This is a genomic window from Streptomyces sp. GL_140 (assembly GCF_057834465.1).
Genome location: NZ_CM174404.1, coordinates 4,849,165 through 4,867,029 on the forward strand (window position 1 = coordinate 4,849,165; position 17,865 = coordinate 4,867,029).

Consider the following 17,865-nt stretch of genomic DNA (forward strand, 5'->3'; position numbering starts at 1 on the left):
GTCGTGGGCTCTGTTATCAAGAAGCGGCGTAAGCGGATGGCTAAGAAGAAGCACCGCAAGCTGCTCAAGCGCACCCGCGTCCAGCGTCGTAACAAGAAGTAAACGGCAGCTGTACGTGTTCTCCGCAGCCCCTCCACCATCCTGGTGGAGGGGCTGCGGTGCAGCCGGGGGACTTCTTCGAGGGAGGCGCTGAGCTCGTGGGGAAGGTCGTGCTCGTTACCGGGGCTGCCCGGCAGCTGGGGGGCCGTTTCGTACGGCGGATCCAGCGGGACCCGGAGGTCGAGCGGGTGATCGCGGTCGACGCGGTGACGCCGCCGCACCGGCTGGGATCGGCCGAGTTCGTCCGTACGGACATCAGGCAGTCGGCGATCGCCCGTGTGCTCGCCGAGAACAACGTGGACACGGTGGTCCACCTGGCGGTGACCGGCGGCGCGGCGACTGGCGCGGGCTCGGGTTCGTACAGCACCGTCAAGGAAACCAACGTCATCGGGACGATGCAGCTCCTCGGAGCCTGCCAGAAGTCCCCGACGGTACGCCGCCTCGTGGTGAAGTCCAGTACCAGTGTGTACGGGGGCACCTCGAAGGATCCGGCCGTCTTCACCGAGACCACGCAGCCCAAATCGCTGCCCGCGGCCGGCTTCGCCAAGGACGCGGTGGAGGTCGAAGGGTACGTACGCGGCTTCGCGCGCAGGCGGCCCGACGTCGCCGTGTGCGTACTGCGGCTCGCGAACATCCTCGGCCCCTTCGCCGACTCGGCGCTCGCCGAATACTTCTCGATGCCCCTGATCCCGACCGTGCTGGGCTACGACCCGCGCCTGCAGTTCGTGCACGAGGACGACGTCCTGGACGTGCTGCGGCTCGCGGCGGGAGAGCCCGAACGCGGGACCCTGAACAGCGGGACCTTCAACATCGCGGGTGACGGGGTGCTGCTGCTGTCCCAGTGCACGCGGCGGCTCGGGCGGCCGGCGCTGCCGCTGCCGCTGCCCGGGGTGACCTGGGTGGGCTCGGCGCTGCGGGCGGTCGGGGCGACGGACTTCTCGCCGGAGCAGATAAGGCTCCTCACGCACGGGCGGGTCGTGGAGACCACCCAGATGCGCGAAGTGCTGGGGTTCCGGCCGATGTACACGACCGCCGAGACCTTCGCCGACTTCACGCGGAGCCGGGGGAGCGGGCTGCTGCCGCCGGAGCGGGCGGGGCGGGCCGTGGACCGGGTGGCGGGGCTGCTGGGGGTAGACGCTGGTGATGTGACTGAGGGAGCGAAGCGATAGTGGCGGACGCCAAGGTCATTCCGTTCGACGAGGACCGGCCGCGGCGCCGGCCCCAGAGGCGGGTGCGGGTGGCGCCGGAGGCGCCCGAGCCGAAGCCGGCGGTGGAGCCCGTGGTGGCGGCCGTGCCGGAGCCCTCGGGTGCGACCGGTGAGGGCTGGGACCGGCGGATCGCCGGGGGGCTGGCGTTCCTGCGGCGCCGGATCACCGGGGAGTACGAGGTCGACGACTTCGGCTACGACAAGGAGCTGACGGACCAGGTCCTGATGTCCCTGATGCGGCCGCTGTTCGACAAGTACTTCCGGGTCGAGGTCAAGGGCATCGAGAACATCCCGAAGGAGGGCGGCGCGCTGATCGTCGCCAACCACTCCGGGACGCTGCCGCTGGACGGGCTGATGCTCCAGGTGGCCGTGCACGACCACCACCCCGCGGAGCGGCACCTGCGGCTGCTCGCGGCGGACCTGGTGTTCATGCTGCCCGGGGTGAACGAGCTCGCGCGCAAGGCGGGGCACACGCTGGCCTGTGCGGAGGACGCGCAGCGGCTGCTGGAGGCCGGGGAGCTGGTGGGCGTCATGCCCGAGGGCTTCAAGGGGATAGGGAAGCCGTTCGGCGAGCGGTACAAGCTCCAGCGGTTCGGGCGGGGCGGGTTCGTCTCGACCGCGCTGCGGGCCGGGACGCCGATCGTGCCCTGCTCCATCGTGGGGGCCGAGGAGATCTACCCGATGATCGGCAACGCGAAGACGCTGGCGCGGCTGCTGGGGATCCCGTACTTCCCGATCACTCCGACGTTCCCGTGGCTGGGGCCGCTCGGGGCGGTGCCGCTGCCGACGAAGTGGACGATCCAGTTCGGGGAGCCGATCGAGACCGCGGGTTATGCGGCGGAGGCGGCGGAGGATCCGATGCTGATGTTCAACCTGACGGATCAGGTGCGCGAACAGATCCAGCACACGCTGTACAAGCTGCTGGTGCAGCGCAGGTCCGTCTTCTTCTGACGTGCCGAACGCCGGCGGGGCTGGAATCCAGCCCCGCCGGCGTTCGTTCCGGGTGCGTTCGTCCCGGTGCGCTAGTCCGCGTCCTCCGCCTTGATGCCCAGGCCCGGGAGCAGGCCCGGGAGGAGCGGCGGGAGGGTGATGTCCGGCTGCGGGTGGCCCGGGGTGCCGGACGCGGCCGGGGTCGGCTGCTGGCCCGCGGGCGGGTTCAGCAGGTTGCCCGTACCTCCGAGGAGGCCACCGCCCGGGGACGGGGTCTTCGCGGAGCCGGAGGGTTCACCCGCGGACGGAGCGGGAGTCGCGGACGGAGCGCCCTGGGTGGGTGCCGTCTGCTGCTTGCCCGCCGGGGTGCTCGGCTTGGCGGAGGGGCCGGAGCCGCGGGTCTGCTCGGGAGGCTTGGGGAGCAGGCTCTGGAGCGGCGCCACGTCTTCGTCTATGGCCCGGAAGACCGACTCCACTTCGCCGCCCACGTCCGTGAGCTGCATGGGGAGGTTGCCCCGGAGCTTGTCCCACGCGTCGCGGTGCGAGCGGGAGAACGAGGACAGGGTCTGGATCGGGCCGAGCGAGCCGTCCCGTTCGTACGCGGCCTGGAGCAGCCGGTGGCCCTCCGAGGCATCGTGCTTCATGCCCGCGAGCGCCCGGCGGATCTCGCCGAGGGACTCGTGGTCCAGCGGGCCCAGCCTGCCGCGTTCCATCAGCCGCCGGGCTTCCGACAGGCGGTTCGAGGCCTGGTCGAGATAGAGCTCGCCCCGGTCCGAATCGTCCGCGGCCATCCCGAGCCGGATGTCCTCCATGCCCCGCTTCACGGGGTACAGGTGATCACCCGGCAGGGCGTCCGTGCTCGCAGCGGCCACGCCGCTGAAGGCCCCCGCGGCCACACCTACGGTGAGGCCGCCCGCTGCGATGCCCTTGGACCAGCGGGAGCGGGGCCGCATTTTCCGGAGCGAGGTCGCCCGGTGGGCGCCGCGGCCGGTCCGCTGTTCGGGCACTTGAGGGTCCGAGGCGGCACTGCCCCCGGCCCTTTCCTCCATCACCATGGTCTCCATGGCGGCAATGAGCTGAGCTCGTTGCACCACTTTGACCTCGGGATCCAGCACTGGGCGCGGCATTCTTTCGCCGAGCACGCTCGCCAGGGCCAACAACCGGTCGTGGTCGGCAGGTTCGGCAGGTGCCTCGGACTGCTCGGCCGCCGGGTCCGGTTCCGAAAGGTCGGACGGGGTCCGATCCTCCAGGGCCAGGGCGAAGGCGTTCGCCCGCCGGTGCGGAGTCACGTTCGCGATCACTGGCGGCACCTCCTCTCGTCATGACGATCGACTCCCCAAGGTGTCCGGAAGGTTGCCTTCCTTGAGCACATCCACCCTTTCGGGTGAGCGGCTTCGGGCAGGGCTTGTCCACAGGGAGCCTGCATTCCCCACAACGAGCGGCGTGGCACTTGGGTTACGGACGAAGGATGATCGGACCACAGCGTCGTCGGTGTCATCAATGTCATCAGGGAGGCATACCGAATGTGAGAGGGGAGGTGGCGTCAGCGGGCGTCGTCGGGGAGGAGGCGGGCCAGCGTGCGCACCGCCCGGTACTGGAGCGTCTTGATGGCGCCCTCGTTCTTCCCCATCACCCTGGCCGTCTCGGCGACCGAGAGGCCCTGCAGGAAGCGCAGGGTCACGCACTCCTGCTGCTGCGGATTGAGTTTCCGTACGGCTTCCAGCAGGGCCGCGTTGGAGAGGGACTCCAGGACGGAGTCCTCGGGGGACCTTTCCACTTCGTTGGCGTCGAGCATTTCGCCTGTGGTGACCTCCAGGCGGAAGCGGCTCGACTTGAAGTGGTCGGCGACCAGGTTGCGGGCGATCGTCACGAGCCAGGCGCCGAAGTCGCGGCCCTGCCAGGTGAAGGTGGAGATGCGGCGCAGCGCGCGCAGGAAGGTCTCACTGGTGAGATCCTCCGCGGTCGCCTTGCCGCCCACGCGGTAATAGATGTAGCGGTAGACGGTGTCGCTGTACTGGTCGTACAGGCGACCGAAGGCTTCGGCCTCGCCGGCCTGGGCGCGCTCGACCAGGTCCATCATGCGGGCCTGGTCGCTGTCCGCGGTGGGGCGGCGGGCGGCGGGGGCGGTGGTCCCGGCGGCTGAGCTTGCGGTGGCCGCGGCGCCGGTGCGTCCACGTCTGCCCACCGTTGCTCCGCCGTCGGTCAGGGCATAGCAAGGACCGGCCGGGCCGAGTCCGGCGGGGACCGCGGCGGCGAAGGCGGGGACGGCGTACGCGGTGGGGACGAAGCCGCGCAGGTGGTCGATGACCGTTGCGCGCAGCGTAGCCAGGCCCGAGGCGTCAACCCCGACAGGTGGGTACACGGGACTCCCAGAGGCAGAGCTTCCATCACGTGCAGTGCGGGACCGTTCACCCGTCGTGGCGACAGATGGGCGGTGGCATGCGTTTGAGGAGAATAACGCTTCGTACAGGCAGCGCTACACCCAGTTGCTCAAATCACCGGTTCCGACACTTCTGTTGCGTGTCGAGGGCATATTCAGTAGCAGTTGGTGATCGCTTCTTGATCGGTTGGGTGCGCGGAATGGCTGCTTCCGCAGGCGCTCGCGACCGAGTCGGGTAGCGCGGAGTGCCGCGCCGGGGGCGCGGGTAGACCTGAGCGAATGTCCCTGGCCACGGGGCGGGCCGCGGTGGCGGGCCCGGCGGGCGGGCGGGGGCCGTGCAGGGCCCCGTAGGCGCTACTTGCGGCGGCGGTGCAGGGCGATCGCGGCGGCCGCGCCGCCCGCGATCGCGCCGACCCCGGCGGCGGCCGGGATGCCGACCTTCACGGCCTTGCGACCGGTCCGATAGTCGCGCAGGCGCCAATCGTGGGCGCGGGCATGCTTGCGCAGTTTTGTGTCGGGATTGATCGCGTAAGGATGTCCGACCAGCGACAGCATCGGAATGTCGTTGTGTGAATCGCTGTACGCGGCGCAGCGCGCGAGGTCCAGGCCCTCGGCCGTGGCCAGGGCGCGCACCGCCTCCGCCTTGGCGGGGCCGTGCAGCGGCTCCCCGACCAGCCGGCCGGTGTAGATCCCGTCCACGGACTCGGCGACGGTGCCCAGGGCCCCGGTCAGGCCGAGCCTGCGGGCGATGATCGTGGCGGTCTCCACGGGGGCGGCCGTCACCAGCCACACCTTCTGGCCGGCGTCGAGGTGGGCCTGGGCCAGGGCGCGGGTGCCGGGCCAGATCCGCTCCGCCATGTACTCGTCGTAGATCTCCTCGCCGATGGACATCAGTTCGGAGACCCGGTGACCCTTGACGATGGACAGCGCACTGTCGCGGGCGTCCTGCATGTGGTCGGGGTCCTCGACGCCGGCCAGCCGGAACCAGGCCTGCTGCCAGGCGAAGCGGGCGAGTTCGCGGCGGCGGAAGAACTCCCGCTTGTAGAGGCCGCGGCCGAAGTGGAAGATCGCGGCGCCCTGCATGACGGTGTTGTCGAGGTCGAAGAAGGCGGCGGCCAGGTCGTCCCCCGCGACGGGAAACTCGTCCTCGGGCTCGTCCTCGGCCTCCGGCTCGACGGCCTGCGGCTCGACGGCCTGCGGGGCTTCGGCTTCCCGGGCGCGCCTGCGGGCCCGGGTCCGCGGCGCTTCGGGGGCGTCCGGGCCCAGGGCGTCGAGATCGTCTTCGGCCAGCGCGGTCTTGCGGGCGGCCTCGGCCGAGGCCTCGCCTGCCAGCACGCTCCGCGCGGTGGCGGAGCGCCTACGGGGGGTGAGCCATCCCAGAGCGGCCATGACGCGAGCATAGCCACTGTGTTCGGGAGTTCCCGAACCGATGCGAATCGGCGGCGTGAACTCTTCGTATGCCCTGGGTTTCCGGGCAGGACCGGCCGGTGCGCGGGCGCGGGAGAATGGGGACATGAGTCCTTTGCTGCGCCGTGCCGGAAAGAAGCGTCCCGAGGAGCGGGTGGTCACGCTCATCGGGAAGCCGGGGTGTCATCTCTGTGATGAAGCCGAGGAAGTGGTGGAGAAGGTGTGCGCCGAGACGGGGGCGCAGTGGGAGAAGAAGGATATTTCGCAGGACGAGGAGCTCTACCGGCTGCACTGGGAGCAGATTCCCGTGGTGCTGGTGGACGGCGAACAGCACACCTTCTGGAGGGTGAACCCTGACCGGCTCCGACGGGCATTGCAGGCTTGACCGCTCGGCCGGTTACGATCGTGGGCGATTTATAGCGTCTCGGGGGCGTTTCGGTGAGGAGTGTGTGCTGCTTTGCCCCCTTTGGGATTTGAACGGGTTCGGCGTGTCGGTGGTTCCCGCTCCGCTTGTCCGAGGCGCGTGACCCCGGTCACTTTGCTCGGACAAAGCGGACACAATCTTTGTGCACGCGTTCACAAAGACATAGCCTGCATTCGACGGGGTGGTCCTGGGACAAGTGGCCACCTGCAGCCCCGCTCATCCCGCAGGAGCATCGTGGCAACTGGCCGAACTCACCGACCGGCGACCCGCAGCCGAGGTATTCCCGAGGCCACTGTCGCCCGGCTTCCGCTGTACTTGCGCGCCCTCACCGCGCTCTCCGAGCGATCGGTACCCACGGTCTCCTCCGAGGAGCTCGCGGCGGCCGCCGGAGTCAACTCCGCGAAGCTCCGCAAGGACTTCTCCTACCTCGGCTCCTACGGGACCCGCGGCGTCGGGTACGACGTGGAATACCTCGTCTACCAGATCTCCCGCGAGCTCGGCCTGACCCAGGACTGGCCGGTCGTCATCGTCGGAATCGGTAACCTCGGCGCGGCCCTCGCCAACTACGGCGGCTTCGCGTCCCGCGGCTTCCGCGTGGCGGCGCTCATCGACGCCGACCCGGCCATGGCCGGCAAGCCGGTCGCCGGCATGCCCGTACAGCACACCGACGACCTCGAGAAGATCATCGAGGAGAACGGCGTCTCCATCGGGGTCATCGCGACCCCGGCCGGGGCTGCCCAGCAGGTGAGCGAGCGGCTCATCGCCGCGGGCGTGACCTCCATCCTGAACTTCGCGCCGACGGTGCTCTCCGTGCCGGACGGCGTCGACGTGCGCAAGGTCGACCTGTCGATCGAGCTGCAGATCCTGGCCTTCCACGAGCAGCGCAAGGCCGGCGAGGAAGCCGCCGCGGCTGCCGCCGCCGGCGGCCCCGCCGCGGTGGGCGGCGCCGGTACCGGCGCGGCCCCGGCCGCGGCCGTCGTGCCGCCCGCCGGGCGTGCGGCCGCCGTCGCGCGCAAGAACGGCCCGGAGGGCGACGTACCGGCGGTGATGCCGGCATGAGTCTGCTCGTCGTAGGGCTGAGCCACCGCAGCGCGCCCGTGAGCGTGCTGGAGCGGGCCTCGCTGTCCGCCGATGCCAAGATCAAGCTGCTGCACGACACGCTGGCCGCGGAGCCGGCGGCCGAGGCGGCGGTGCTCGCCACGTGCAACCGCATCGAGCTGTACGCGGACGTGGACAAGTTCCACGCCGGTGTCGCCGAGCTGTCGACGCTGCTGGCGCAGCACAGCGGGGTGGCTCTCGAAGAGCTCACTCCGTATCTCTACGTGCACTACGAGGACCGGGCCGTCCACCACCTCTTCTCGGTGGCGTGCGGGCTGGACTCGATGGTGGTCGGCGAGGGGCAGATCCTCGGGCAGATCAAGGACGCGCTGGCGCTGGGGCAGGAGCTCCACACCGCCGGGCGCCTGATCAACGACCTCTTCCAGCAGGCGCTGCGCGTCGGCAAGCGGGCGCACTCCGAGACCGGGATCGATCGGGCCGGACAGTCGCTGGTGACCTTCGGGCTGGAGCAGCTCGCCGTGCACTCGCCGGTGGGGGAGTGGGCCGCGGGGAAGCGGGCGCTCGTCATCGGTGCCGGGTCGATGTCCTCGCTGGCGGCGGCGACGCTCGCGCGGGTCGGCATCACCGAGATCGTGGTGGCGAACCGGACCGCCGAGCGGGCGGAGCGGTTGGCCGAGATTCTGGTTGCCTCGGGCACCGGGGTGGCGGCTTCGGCCGTGTCGATGTCCGGTGTCGCGGATGAGCTGACACGAGTCGATGTGGTCGTGTCCTGCACGGGTGCCACTGGCTTGGTGCTGACCGGGGACGACGTGGCCGCCGCCGTGGGGTCTCGCCCTGCGGGGGCTGTCCCCTACCCGCCCTTCCGCCGTTCCCCGGAGCTTCGCCCCGGACCCGATGCCGGTGCGGCGCCGTTGCCGGGGGCCAGCCCCCGGACCCCCGCGCCTCAAACTCCCCCAGCTACCGCTGGGAGGGGCCCCCTGGCGGGGCTGCAATTGGTCGACGCCGAGCTCGTCGCGCGGCTGGCCGCCGCTTCGGCCGGTGGGCAGCGGATCGCCGATGCCGGGGCCGTGCGGAGCAAGGTCGCCGTCGAGGACCGTGACGGGTGTCCCGTCGGGCTCGACGCGCTCGCCTCCGATCCGGCACGGACCGCCGACGGGCGGGCCGCGCTGACCGGGGTCGACGCCAGCTCGCTGGAACTCCACGGGACCTGGGCCGACCAGGGCGAGGCCGCCGCGCAGCGGCAGCCGCGCAAGGGGGCCCGTAGCCAGGTGGACGCGCAGCCCGTACGGCTCGCGCTGCTGGACCTCGCCATGCCGCGCGACATCGACGCCGCCGTGCACCGGATCCCCGGGGTCCGGCTCGTGGACATCGAGTCGCTGGCCGAGGCCTCCGCCGACGCGCCCATGGCCGCCGACGTCGATGCCGTGCGCGCGATAGTCGCCGAGGAGGTGGCCGCGTTCGGGGCCGCCCAGCGCGCCGCGCACATCACGCCCACCGTGGTCGCCCTGCGCGCCATGGCGGCCGAGGTCGTCGCCATGGAAGTGGCGCGGCTCGACGGGCGCGTGCCCGACCTCGACGAACGGCAGCGGGCCGAGGTCACTCAGACCGTGCGGCGCGTCGTCGACAAGCTCCTCCACGCGCCGACCGTGCGCGTCAAGCAGCTCGCGAGCGAGCCCGGCGGCGCCGGGTACGCCGAGGCGCTGCGCGAACTCTTCGATCTCGACCCGCAGACGGTGGCCTCCGTCAGCCGGGCCGACGAGGCTGACAAGAACCACGACTCAGGACGGGCATCATGAATCCACGTCTCGACCAGCCGCTGAGGCTCGGCACGCGGCGCAGCAAGCTGGCCATGTCCCAGTCCGGGCATGTCGCCGAGGCGGTACGGGCGATCACCGGCCGGCCCGTCGAGCTCGTGGAGATCACGACCTACGGCGACGTGTCCCGCGAGAGCCTCTCGCAGATCGGCGGCACCGGCGTCTTCGTCACCGCCCTGCGCGAGGCCCTCGTACGCGGCGAGGTCGACTTCGCCGTGCACTCGCTGAAGGACCTGCCCACCACGCAGCCCGCCGAGCTCGTCATCGCGGCCATGCCGCAGCGCGAGGACCCCCGGGACGCGCTCGTCGCCCGCGACGGCCTGACCTTCGAGCAGCTGCCCGACGGTGCGCGCATCGGCACCGGTTCGCCGCGGCGGCTGTCGCAGATCCACGCGTACGCCCGGAGCCTGGGGAAGGTCGTCGAGACCGTCCCGATCCGCGGCAACGTCGACACCCGGATCGGCTTCGTGCGGGACGGCGAGCTCGACGCCGTGGTCCTCGCCGCCGCCGGACTCAACCGGATCGGTCGCGGAGACGAAGCCACCGACCTGCTGTCCGTGGACAACGTGCTGCCCGCACCCGGCCAGGGTGCCCTGGCCGTGGAGTGCCTCGCGTCCGACACGGACCTGATCGCCGCGCTCGCAGAGCTCGACGACCCGTACACGCGGGCCGCCGTGACTGCCGAACGTGCCCTGCTCGCCGCCCTGGAGGCCGGTTGCAGCGCCCCCGTGGGCGCGCTCGCCGACCTGCTGGCCGACGGGCAGACTGTCAATGAAATGCGCCTGCGTGGAGTCGTGGGAACCCTCGACGGTTCCACGCTGGTGCAGCTGTCCACCACCGGTCCCGTGCCCCAGTCGTATGACGAAGCCATGGCGCTCGGCCGCGAACTCGCGGACGAGATGCTGGCGAAGGGCGCGGCCGGTCTGATGGGGGAGCGGTCGCTTTGAACCCCACAAGCCAAACCACCTCCGCACGTGCGGCCGTCGCCGTCCACGGGCACGTCACCTTCCTCGGTGCCGGCCCGGGCGATCCCGGACTGCTGACGCTTCGCGCCGTGGAGGCCCTGGCGGCCGCGGACGTACTGATCGCCGAGCCCGAGGTGCTCGAGGTCGTACGTGCGCATGCGCGCGCGGGGGTGGACACGCCACAGCTGACGGTCGCTGACGAGAAGTCAGCAGCCGCCGGTGTCCCGGTGATCCGAGATGCCGCCAATCTTGTCATGGAGGCCGCGCGCTCCGGCAGGCGGGTCGTGCGTGCCGTCACCGGTGACCCCGGGCTCGACGGGAACGCGGCCGAGGAGATGCTGGTCTGCGCGACCGAAGGCATCCCCTTCGAGGTCGTCCCCGGTGTCGCGACCGCGGTCGGCGTGCCCGCGTACGCCGGTGTGCCGCTCAGCAGCAAGCAGGGGGCCGACGTCCGGTTCCTGGACGCCCGCAACGCCTCCGCGCGCTGCTGGAGCGAGGTGGGCGCCAGCGACGGCACCCTCGTCGTCTCCGCGACGCTGGAGACGGTGTCGGCGGCCGCCGCCGAGCTGGTGAGCGCCGGGCGCAAGCCCGACACCCCCCTCACCGTGACCGTGGCCGGCACGACCACGCGCCAGCGCACCTGGAGCGCCACCCTGGGGACCATCGCCCAGGTGTTCAAGCAGGGCAAAATCCTTCCCTCACCGGAGGGCTCGCGGCCCGTCATAGCCGTGGTCGGGGAGCACTGCGCCGCCGCGCGGCGCGAGGACCTGTCCTGGTTCGAGTCGAAGCCGCTGTTCGGCTGGCGCGTGCTCGTCCCGCGCACCAAGGAGCAGGCCGCCTCGCTCTCCGACCAGCTGCGTTCCTACGGCGCGGTGCCCCACGAGGTGCCGACCATCGCCGTGGAGCCGCCGCGCACCCCGCAGCAGATGGAACGCGCGGTCAAGGGCCTGGTGACCGGCCGCTACGAGTGGATCGCCTTCACCTCGGTGAACGCGGTCAAGGCCGTACGGGAGAAGTTCGAGGAGTACGGGCTCGACGCCCGTGCCTTCGCGGGCATCAAGGTCGCCGCCGTGGGCGAGCAGACCGCCGCCGCGCTGGTGGAGTTCGGGGTCAAGCCCGACCTCGTACCGAGCGGGGAGCAGTCCGCCGCCGGCCTGCTGGACGACTGGCCGCCGTACGACCCGGTCTTCGACCCGATCGACCGCGTCTTCCTGCCGCGCGCCGACATCGCCACCGAGACCCTGGTCGCCGGGCTGATCGAGCTCGGGTGGGAGGTCGACGACGTCACCGCCTACCGGACGGTGCGCGCCTCGCCGCCGCCGCAGGACACCCGTGAGGCGATCAAGGGCGGCGGCTTCGACGCGGTCCTCTTCACCTCCTCCAGCACCGTGCGCAACCTGGTGGGCATCGCCGGCAAGCCGCACAACGTCACCGTGATCGCGTGCATCGGCCCGGCCACCGCCAAGACGGCGGAGGAGCACGGCCTGCGGGTCGACGTCCTGTCGCCGGAGCCGAGCGTCGGCAAGCTCGCCGAAGCCCTGGCCGCGTACGGGGCCGCGCGCCGCGAGGCCGCGAAGGAGGCCGGGGAGAGCGTGTACCGGCCGAGCGAGCGGCGCCCGGGGGCGCGCAGGCGTCGTACGACGTGATGTGAGCCCGGCGGTTCCAGGCAGCCGGTTCTTCGCAGGGCCCGGGCGCGGTGCGCGCCCGGGCCCTGTGGCATGTTCGGGGCATGACGACACTGGGGGACGCGGTTCGGTCGGGGGACGTCGACGCGGTGGAGGAGCTGCTGAGGGCGGGAGCGGACCCGAACGCCCCGGACACGCAAGGACTTCCACCGCTGTGCGCCGCGGTGGCGGCGTACGCCTGGCGGGCGGCGGGGGCGTTGGTGAGAGCGGGAGCCGACCCGGACCGGGCGCTCCCCGACGGCACGACCCCGCTGCTGCGGGCCGTCGAGAGCGGCTCTCGCGCAGTGGTCGGCGCACTGCTGTGGTCCCAGTTCCTGCCGAAGCCCGAGGAGCGGCTGCCGGAGGCGGAGCGGGTACGGCTGCTGGACGCGGCCCGACGGTGGTACGCGGCGGGAACGGAGGCGGAGCTGCGGCGGCTGACGGGGGCGGTGGGCCCGGCGGAGACCGCGCTGGTGGAGGAGGAGTGGTGCGAGGTCGAGGAGTTCACCCTCGGCGGGCGGACCGTGCGGGGTGGTCACGGAGCCGTCCTGACCACCCTGGAGCGGGTGTTCGGCGTGCCGGTCCCGCCGGGGGAGCTGGTGTCCCGTGCCGTCCGGCACCCCGACCCCTCCCATGTGGACTGGTCGGCATCGCGGCATGGGCTCGACGGTGCCCGGGAGACGGTGACGCCGCTGTGGGGCCACCCGTCCCGGGAGCACCGGCTGTTCGCCGCCGACTGGCTGTACTCCAGGCAGTTCGGCATAGGGGTCGCCGAGTATCCGCACCACGGGGAGGACCGGGAGCTCCTCGCCGCCTGGGCCGACGGGGAGCCGGACCCCGAGGTGCTCGCCCTGGTACTGCTGGCCCTCTTCCAGCACGAGGTGGAACACCCGCGGCTTGCGGCCCTCGGCCTCCGATACACGAGCCATCCGGACCCCCGGGTGCGGGTGGCGGCCGTGCAGTGTCTGGGCGTGCCGCCTCCGGGTACGGCGCGCACAGCACTGCGTGTCCTGGCGGGCGACCCCGACCACGTGGTGCGGCTCACCGCTGTCGAACACCTCCTGCCGACGGGGGAGGATCCGGACGCGCTCCGCGCCGTCGTCCGCGACCTGGCCCGGGACCCGCTGAGCCCGGTGCGGCACGCGGCCGCGGACAGCCTGGCGGAGTCCGCCGACCGCACGACCGGCACCACGGAACTGCTGCTGTCCCTGCTCGACGCGGACGACAGGCTGACACGGATGATCGGCGCCTACGGGCTGGCCCTGCGGGACCACCCGGACACCCCGCGTGCCTACGCACGGGTGGAGGAGCTCGGCCGACTCTCCTCGCCGGACCACCGGGCGCTGGAGTTCGAGCGGTGGCAGCGGCGGAACGAGCCCGACCGGTGGGGCACGGGCACGTCGTACCCAGACGGCACTGAGTAGCCGTACGGGTTCCGGGCGCGCGGCGGACGGGGTTGGCTGGTCCCATGACCGCCTACGACCCCGCCCCCGGCCTCGCTCCGGTCCCCGCCCCCGACCGGGACCGCAGGGCCTTCATCGCCCCGCTGGTGTCCACCCTGCTGACGCTGCCGATCGCGTTCCTGTCACTCGTCTACTCGCTCCTGTCGCCGATGGCCTGCGACTCCTGCGACACGGAGGAGGGCCACGCCTTCGCGGCCAGCTTCGACATCGCCTGGCCGGTCTTCGGGGTCGGGCTGCTGGTAGGGCTGGTGCTGCTGGTGTGGTCCTGGGCCCTGCCGTGGCGGACCGCCAACGCCGCCCGCCGCGTGGGCATCGCGATCGCCGCGCCCGCTCTGCTGCTGCTGAACGTGGTGGTCTTCCGGTCCCTGCTGGACCTGCCGTAGGCCGTCCGACCGCGGGCGCGTCCGGGCCGGGGCGGGGAGGGCCCTAGGCTTGTCCCGACTGCTGTCGAAGCTCGAAGAGGCGACTGAAGATGAGCGCGTACGGATCCTTCCCCGGCTCGCGGCCCCGCCGGCTGCGCACCACCCCGGCGATGCGGCGCATGGTCGCGGAGACCCGGCTGCACCCCTCGGACCTGATCCTCCCGGCGTTCGTCCGGGAGGGCATCAGCGAGCCGCTCGCCATCTCGGCGATGCCGGGCGTGGTCCAGCACACCCGGGACACGCTGCGGAAGGCCGCCGTGGAGGCGGTCGAGGCGGGGGTCTCCGGAATCATGCTGTTCGGGGTCCCGGCCGACGAGAACAAGGACGCGCGCGGCACGGCCGGCACCGAGCCCGACGGCATGCTCCAGGTCGCCATCCGCGACGTGAAGGCGGAGGTCGGCGACGATCTCGTCATCATGTCCGACCTGTGCCTCGACGAGTACACGGACCACGGTCACTGCGGTGTCCTCGACGAGCACGGCCGCGTGGACAATGACGCGACGCTGGAGCGCTACGCGGAGATGGCGCAGGTCCAGGCCGACGCGGGCGTCCACGTGGTGGGCCCGAGCGGAATGATGGACGGCCAGGTCGGAGTCATCCGCGACGCGCTGGACGAGACCGGGCACGAGGACGTCTCGATCCTGGCCTACACGGCGAAGTACTCCTCCGCCTTCTACGGCCCCTTCCGCGAGGCCGTCGCCTCCTCGCTCCAGGGCGACCGCAAGACGTACCAGCAGGACCCGGCGAACGCCCGCGAGTCGCTGCGCGAGCTCGCCCTCGATCTGGAGGAGGGCGCCGACATGGTGATGGTCAAGCCGGCCGGCCCCTACCTCGACATCCTCTACCGGGTCGCGCAGTCCGTGGACGTCCCGGTGGCCGCGTACCAGATCAGCGGCGAGTTCGCGATGATCGAGGCGGCGGCCGAGAAGGGCTGGATCGAGCGCGACCGCGCCATCCTGGAGACCTTGCTCGGCATCAAGCGCGCGGGCGCGGACACGATCCTGACGTACTGGGCCACGGAGGTCGCGGGCTGGCTGCGGGCTGAGCGGTGAGCGGTGAGCGGTGAGTGCTGAGCGGTGAGTTCGGGGGCGGGGCGGGGCGGGGCTGCGGGTGGGGGTTGGCTTGGGCTGCGGGTGGGTCGGTGGCTTCGACGGTCCCTGGGGGCGTCCCTCCAGTCCAGTGTCGTTCCGGGCCGGGCCGGTCCGTCAAGGGCGCTCCTGCGTCGCGTCGCTGCGCGATGGCCTGCGGCCACCCTTGACCGACCGTCCCGTCCCGGAACGACACAAGACTTCCGGGATCCCCCCGGGGGATGGCCGGGGGGGTGACATACGGAGGAGCGGGCACCCTTCGCAGCCCCGGGCCCGGTCCCGCCGGTCAGCCGACGTCCGGACGGCCGGGAGGGGCCGCCTGGACAGGGTTGGGGGCGCCGGGGAGTTCGGGACACCCACCCGACACCGATCGAGGACCCTTCCCGAGGCCGTCGCACGCCAACCCGCACCCACGGTTGACCAGATGAGCCTCCGGGGCCCTGAGGCGCATCAGATCGCTACGCACTGCCACTCGGCATAGCGACCGGCCGCCGTCTGTGGCTGGACATAGGCCGCCCACGGCCGTCCGGTGTGCTTCCCGGGGCGCGGCTGCAGACCGTCCATGCCCAACCCCACCCATGGGGTGCATTTGTCCCACTTTGGGTGTCGGGTGGGAGTCAAACGATCAGCTCTCGGAGTGTGAGGACGAGATCGGCACCCTGAGGTGACATGACGCCCGCAGTCGCCTTCCTGGCGACGCGGGCAGTGATCGCCTGCGGCCTGTACCCCTACTACGGACCGTCTCATCGTCGCTATATGACCTCAGCCGCTCCTGCGGGCGGTCTGATCGTCGCCATGTGACCCCAGCCGCTCCTGCGGGCGGTCTGATCGTCGCTATTCGACGTCAGCCGCCCACCCGCACCGTCCAATGGTCGCCATACGACGTCAGCCGCTCCTGCGGACGGTCTGATCGTCGCTATTCGACGTCAGCCGCCCCCAGACCGTTGGCGGCTTATGTCCAGCCACAGACGGCGGCCGGTCGCTAAGCCGAGTGGGACTGTGTAGCGATCTGTCGCGCCTCAGGGCGTGGGAGGGGCTGGTCGTCGTCCTTACGTGCGGGTTGGCGGGCAATGGCCTCGGGAAGGGTCCTCGATCGGTGTCGGGTGGGTGTCCCGAACTCCCCGGCGCCCCAACCCTGTCCAGGCGGCCCCTCCCGGCCGTCCGGGCGTCGGCTGACCGGCGGGACCGCCCCCGCACCTCCCTGACCACGGCCGTCCCTCCCCTTCACACCCCCCGGCCATCCCCCGGGGGGATCCCGGAAGTCTTGTGGCATTCCGGGACGGGACGGTCGGTCAAGGGTGGCCGCAGGCCATCGCGTAGCGACGCGACGCAGGAGCGCCCTTGAGGGACCGGCCCGGCCCGGAACGACACTGGACTGGAGGGACGCCCCCAGGGACTGCCGAAGCCACCGACCCACCCGCAGCCCAAGCCAACCCCACACCCCGATTCGCATCGTGTCCCGGGCAAGCGCACCCTGGAGGGATAGGGGCGACCCCCTGGAGGCGATGCACCATGTCCACACTGGTCGGATGGCATGTGGAGATCGAATTCACCGAGGAGGGGCACCGCACGAGTGCGGCTGCCCTGGTGAGGCTCGGAGACGGGTCCGAGGTCCGGGCGCGCGGCTACGCCATGCGTCACCCTTCTGACCCGGATCAGTTGAAAGTCGGGGAGGAGATCGCCGGCGCGCGGGCGCTGATGGATCTCGCCTCCCAGATGTTGCAGAAGGCCCACACCGAGATCGACGCGGCGACGGGCCGCCATTCCTATCCGCTGACCCACTGAGCGAGTCCCGCCCACGCGGCGGGGGTCAGGTCGAGCACGGGCCCGTGCGGGACCTTCGAGTCCCGCACGTGGACGGTGCCGGGGCAGGTGGCGACCTCTACGCACTGGCCGCCTTCGCTGCCGCTGTACGTGGACTTCCGCCAGGCGACGGCCACCTCCAGGCAGGCGCCGCCTTCGTCGCCGCTGTAGCTGGACTTGAACCACTTCAGTGAGGTGGTGGGGCTCATGGCTCTCCTAGCAGGCGGTCCAACAGGCCCCGCGTCTGCTCGGTGTTGAGGGCCTGAGTTCGCAGCATTGCATATTTACGGGCGAGGATGCTGACCTCATCCAGGTCCGAGATCAGGTGGCTGCCACGCTGGCTTTCCGTGTACGCGAGGTGCTGGTGGTCCGGGGTTTCCAGGAGGATGAACGGGCCGTTGAGGCCCGCGTGAGAGGTGCGGCCCAGGGGCATGATCTGGAGGCTGACGTCCGGCAGATCCGCGCACGTGCGCAGGTGGCGCAGCTGCTCCGCATACACCTCGTCCCCGCCCAACCGGTCCCGTAGGACCGCCTCCCAGACGACGAAGCTGAGCGTCGGCGGATGGGCCCGGCGCAGGATCTGCTGGCGCGCGATGCGCGAGACGGTAAGCGACTCGATCTCCGCCTCCGGGTGGGCCGGGACGCGGCAGGCGAAGACGGCTCGGGCATGGGTTTCCGTCTGGAGCAGGCCCGGTACGACCTGGTTGTCGAACCAGGAGAGTGCGATCGCGCTGTACTCCAGGTCCATGTACTCCTCGGCCCACGGCGGTGTCACGTCCAGGGCAGGCATTCCCTCGGCCGCCACGGTCAGGACGCCCGGCAGCCCCAGATGGTGATCCATCAGCTCCGCGACGTTCGGCATCAGCGCCCGCCGCCCCTGCTCGATCGACGCGATGGTCTCCGCGTCCAGGTTGACCAGCTCTCCGAGCCGCTTCTGGGTCAGGTTCTTGGCGATGCGGGCTGCGGCCACCTGCTTGCCGACCATCTTCATGGTCGTCGCGTTCGGCCGTGCACGTTTCCTCGGTGGCATGACAGCGGACTCCCCACCTTCGCGGCTGTACTACCCCGTGCCGACCCGTACTCATCGCTGAGTACGGGTCGGCGCTGAGCCACACGTTAGTCACGTAACGCGACGATCGC

The 17,865-nt window shown here is 71.4% G+C and carries 17 protein-coding genes; 12 read left to right on the forward strand and 5 right to left on the reverse strand.

Annotated elements, in window-relative coordinates; translation table 11 throughout:
- The first annotated feature begins 3 nt into the window (after nucleotides 1-3).
- The 3 genes from AC3IYJ_RS22505 (at nucleotide 4) to AC3IYJ_RS22515 (ending at nucleotide 2,257) form a co-directional block, all read left to right on the forward strand.
- Nucleotides 4-102 carry a 30S ribosomal protein bS22 gene (locus AC3IYJ_RS22505; RefSeq protein WP_003948845.1) on the forward strand — a complete coding sequence of 33 codons (99 nt, stop codon included), beginning with the start codon at nucleotides 4-6 and terminating at the stop codon, nucleotides 100-102.
- Nucleotides 103-197: 95 nt separating this feature from the next.
- Nucleotides 198-1,268: an NAD-dependent epimerase/dehydratase family protein gene (locus AC3IYJ_RS22510; protein ID WP_489396578.1), complete on the forward strand. Its 1,071-nt coding sequence runs from the start codon at nucleotides 198-200 to the stop codon at nucleotides 1,266-1,268.
- Complete coding sequence (locus tag AC3IYJ_RS22515) at nucleotides 1,268-2,257, forward strand: lysophospholipid acyltransferase family protein (RefSeq protein WP_489396579.1); 990 nt, start codon at nucleotides 1,268-1,270, stop codon at nucleotides 2,255-2,257. Before AC3IYJ_RS22510 ends, AC3IYJ_RS22515 begins: the two co-directional genes overlap by 1 nt.
- 71 nt (nucleotides 2,258-2,328) lie before the next feature.
- Here the strand turns inward: AC3IYJ_RS22515 and AC3IYJ_RS22520 are convergent, their stop codons facing one another.
- The 3 genes from AC3IYJ_RS22520 to AC3IYJ_RS22530 all read right to left on the reverse strand — a co-directional run bounded on the left by AC3IYJ_RS22520 (nucleotide 2,329) and on the right by AC3IYJ_RS22530 (nucleotide 6,005).
- Nucleotides 2,329-3,537 carry a DUF5667 domain-containing protein gene (locus AC3IYJ_RS22520; protein WP_489396580.1) on the reverse strand — a complete coding sequence of 403 codons (1,209 nt, stop codon included), beginning with the start codon at nucleotides 3,535-3,537 and terminating at the stop codon, nucleotides 2,329-2,331.
- A 242-nt stretch (nucleotides 3,538-3,779) separates the two neighbouring features.
- Nucleotides 3,780-4,598 carry an ECF subfamily RNA polymerase sigma factor, BldN family gene (locus AC3IYJ_RS22525; protein WP_489396581.1) on the reverse strand — a complete coding sequence of 273 codons (819 nt, stop codon included), beginning with the start codon at nucleotides 4,596-4,598 and terminating at the stop codon, nucleotides 3,780-3,782.
- Between the two features lie 372 nt (nucleotides 4,599-4,970).
- Nucleotides 4,971-6,005 (reverse strand): HAD family hydrolase, encoded by a 1,035-nt coding sequence (locus AC3IYJ_RS22530; protein WP_489396582.1) that lies wholly within the window; start codon nucleotides 6,003-6,005, stop codon nucleotides 4,971-4,973.
- 124 nt (nucleotides 6,006-6,129) lie between these two features.
- Between AC3IYJ_RS22530 and AC3IYJ_RS22535 the strand changes: the two genes are divergently transcribed.
- The 9 genes from AC3IYJ_RS22535 to AC3IYJ_RS22575 all read left to right on the forward strand — a co-directional run bounded on the left by AC3IYJ_RS22535 (nucleotide 6,130) and on the right by AC3IYJ_RS22575 (nucleotide 16,707).
- A complete protein-coding gene (locus AC3IYJ_RS22535; RefSeq protein ID WP_489396583.1) occupies nucleotides 6,130-6,408 on the forward strand; it encodes a glutaredoxin family protein in 279 nt (92 codons plus the stop codon).
- Between the two features lie 273 nt (nucleotides 6,409-6,681).
- Nucleotides 6,682-7,506, forward strand: coding sequence for a redox-sensing transcriptional repressor Rex (locus tag AC3IYJ_RS22540; RefSeq protein WP_330297917.1), 825 nt, complete (start codon nucleotides 6,682-6,684; stop codon nucleotides 7,504-7,506).
- Entirely contained in the window at nucleotides 7,503-9,302 is a 1,800-nt protein-coding gene (locus AC3IYJ_RS22545) for a glutamyl-tRNA reductase (RefSeq protein WP_489396584.1), read from the forward strand. The genes AC3IYJ_RS22540 and AC3IYJ_RS22545 overlap by 4 nt, the downstream gene beginning before the upstream one ends.
- Entirely contained in the window at nucleotides 9,299-10,267 is a 969-nt protein-coding gene (gene hemC, locus AC3IYJ_RS22550) for a hydroxymethylbilane synthase (protein ID WP_489396585.1), read from the forward strand. The genes AC3IYJ_RS22545 and hemC overlap by 4 nt, the downstream gene beginning before the upstream one ends.
- The gene (locus tag AC3IYJ_RS22555; protein ID WP_489396586.1) at nucleotides 10,264-11,931 is read left to right on the forward strand and encodes a bifunctional uroporphyrinogen-III C-methyltransferase/uroporphyrinogen-III synthase; all 1,668 of its coding nucleotides are present in this window, start codon (nucleotides 10,264-10,266) and stop codon (nucleotides 11,929-11,931) included. Before hemC ends, AC3IYJ_RS22555 begins: the two co-directional genes overlap by 4 nt.
- Before the next feature lie 83 nt (nucleotides 11,932-12,014).
- Entirely contained in the window at nucleotides 12,015-13,373 is a 1,359-nt protein-coding gene (locus AC3IYJ_RS22560; RefSeq protein ID WP_489396587.1) for a HEAT repeat domain-containing protein, read from the forward strand.
- Between the two features lie 44 nt (nucleotides 13,374-13,417).
- The gene (locus tag AC3IYJ_RS22565; protein WP_489396588.1) at nucleotides 13,418-13,795 is read left to right on the forward strand and encodes a hypothetical protein; all 378 of its coding nucleotides are present in this window, start codon (nucleotides 13,418-13,420) and stop codon (nucleotides 13,793-13,795) included.
- A gap of 89 nt (nucleotides 13,796-13,884) precedes the next feature.
- Complete coding sequence (hemB, locus tag AC3IYJ_RS22570) at nucleotides 13,885-14,886, forward strand: porphobilinogen synthase (protein ID WP_489396589.1); 1,002 nt, start codon at nucleotides 13,885-13,887, stop codon at nucleotides 14,884-14,886.
- Between the two features lie 1,548 nt (nucleotides 14,887-16,434).
- Nucleotides 16,435-16,707 (forward strand): DUF1876 domain-containing protein, encoded by a 273-nt coding sequence (locus AC3IYJ_RS22575; protein WP_489396590.1) that lies wholly within the window; start codon nucleotides 16,435-16,437, stop codon nucleotides 16,705-16,707.
- Here the strand turns inward: AC3IYJ_RS22575 and AC3IYJ_RS22580 are convergent.
- Together AC3IYJ_RS22580 and AC3IYJ_RS22585 are read right to left on the reverse strand one after the other, a co-directional pair.
- The gene (locus tag AC3IYJ_RS22580) at nucleotides 16,689-16,934 is read right to left on the reverse strand and encodes a DUF397 domain-containing protein (protein WP_489396591.1); all 246 of its coding nucleotides are present in this window, start codon (nucleotides 16,932-16,934) and stop codon (nucleotides 16,689-16,691) included. The genes AC3IYJ_RS22575 and AC3IYJ_RS22580 overlap by 19 nt on opposite strands.
- Entirely contained in the window at nucleotides 16,931-17,755 is an 825-nt protein-coding gene (locus tag AC3IYJ_RS22585) for a helix-turn-helix domain-containing protein (RefSeq protein WP_489396592.1), read from the reverse strand. The genes AC3IYJ_RS22580 and AC3IYJ_RS22585 overlap by 4 nt, the downstream gene beginning before the upstream one ends.
- Nucleotides 17,756-17,865 lie beyond the last annotated feature (110 nt).

Coding starts and splice junctions, on each gene's coding strand:
- AC3IYJ_RS22580 (WP_489396591.1), bottom strand. CDS start 16,934: ATGAGCCCCACCACCTCACTGAAGTGGTTCAAGTCCAGCTACAGCGGC.
- AC3IYJ_RS22535 (WP_489396583.1), top strand. CDS start 6,130: ATGAGTCCTTTGCTGCGCCGTGCCGGAAAGAAGCGTCCCGAGGAGCGG.
- hemB (WP_489396589.1), top strand. CDS start 13,885: ATGAGCGCGTACGGATCCTTCCCCGGCTCGCGGCCCCGCCGGCTGCGC.
- AC3IYJ_RS22585 (WP_489396592.1), bottom strand. CDS start 17,755: ATGCCACCGAGGAAACGTGCACGGCCGAACGCGACGACCATGAAGATG.
- AC3IYJ_RS22565 (WP_489396588.1), top strand. CDS start 13,418: ATGACCGCCTACGACCCCGCCCCCGGCCTCGCTCCGGTCCCCGCCCCC.
- AC3IYJ_RS22575 (WP_489396590.1), top strand. CDS start 16,435: ATGTCCACACTGGTCGGATGGCATGTGGAGATCGAATTCACCGAGGAG.
- AC3IYJ_RS22530 (WP_489396582.1), bottom strand. CDS start 6,005: ATGGCCGCTCTGGGATGGCTCACCCCCCGTAGGCGCTCCGCCACCGCG.
- AC3IYJ_RS22545 (WP_489396584.1), top strand. CDS start 7,503: ATGAGTCTGCTCGTCGTAGGGCTGAGCCACCGCAGCGCGCCCGTGAGC.
- AC3IYJ_RS22560 (WP_489396587.1), top strand. CDS start 12,015: ATGACGACACTGGGGGACGCGGTTCGGTCGGGGGACGTCGACGCGGTG.
- hemC (WP_489396585.1), top strand. CDS start 9,299: ATGAATCCACGTCTCGACCAGCCGCTGAGGCTCGGCACGCGGCGCAGC.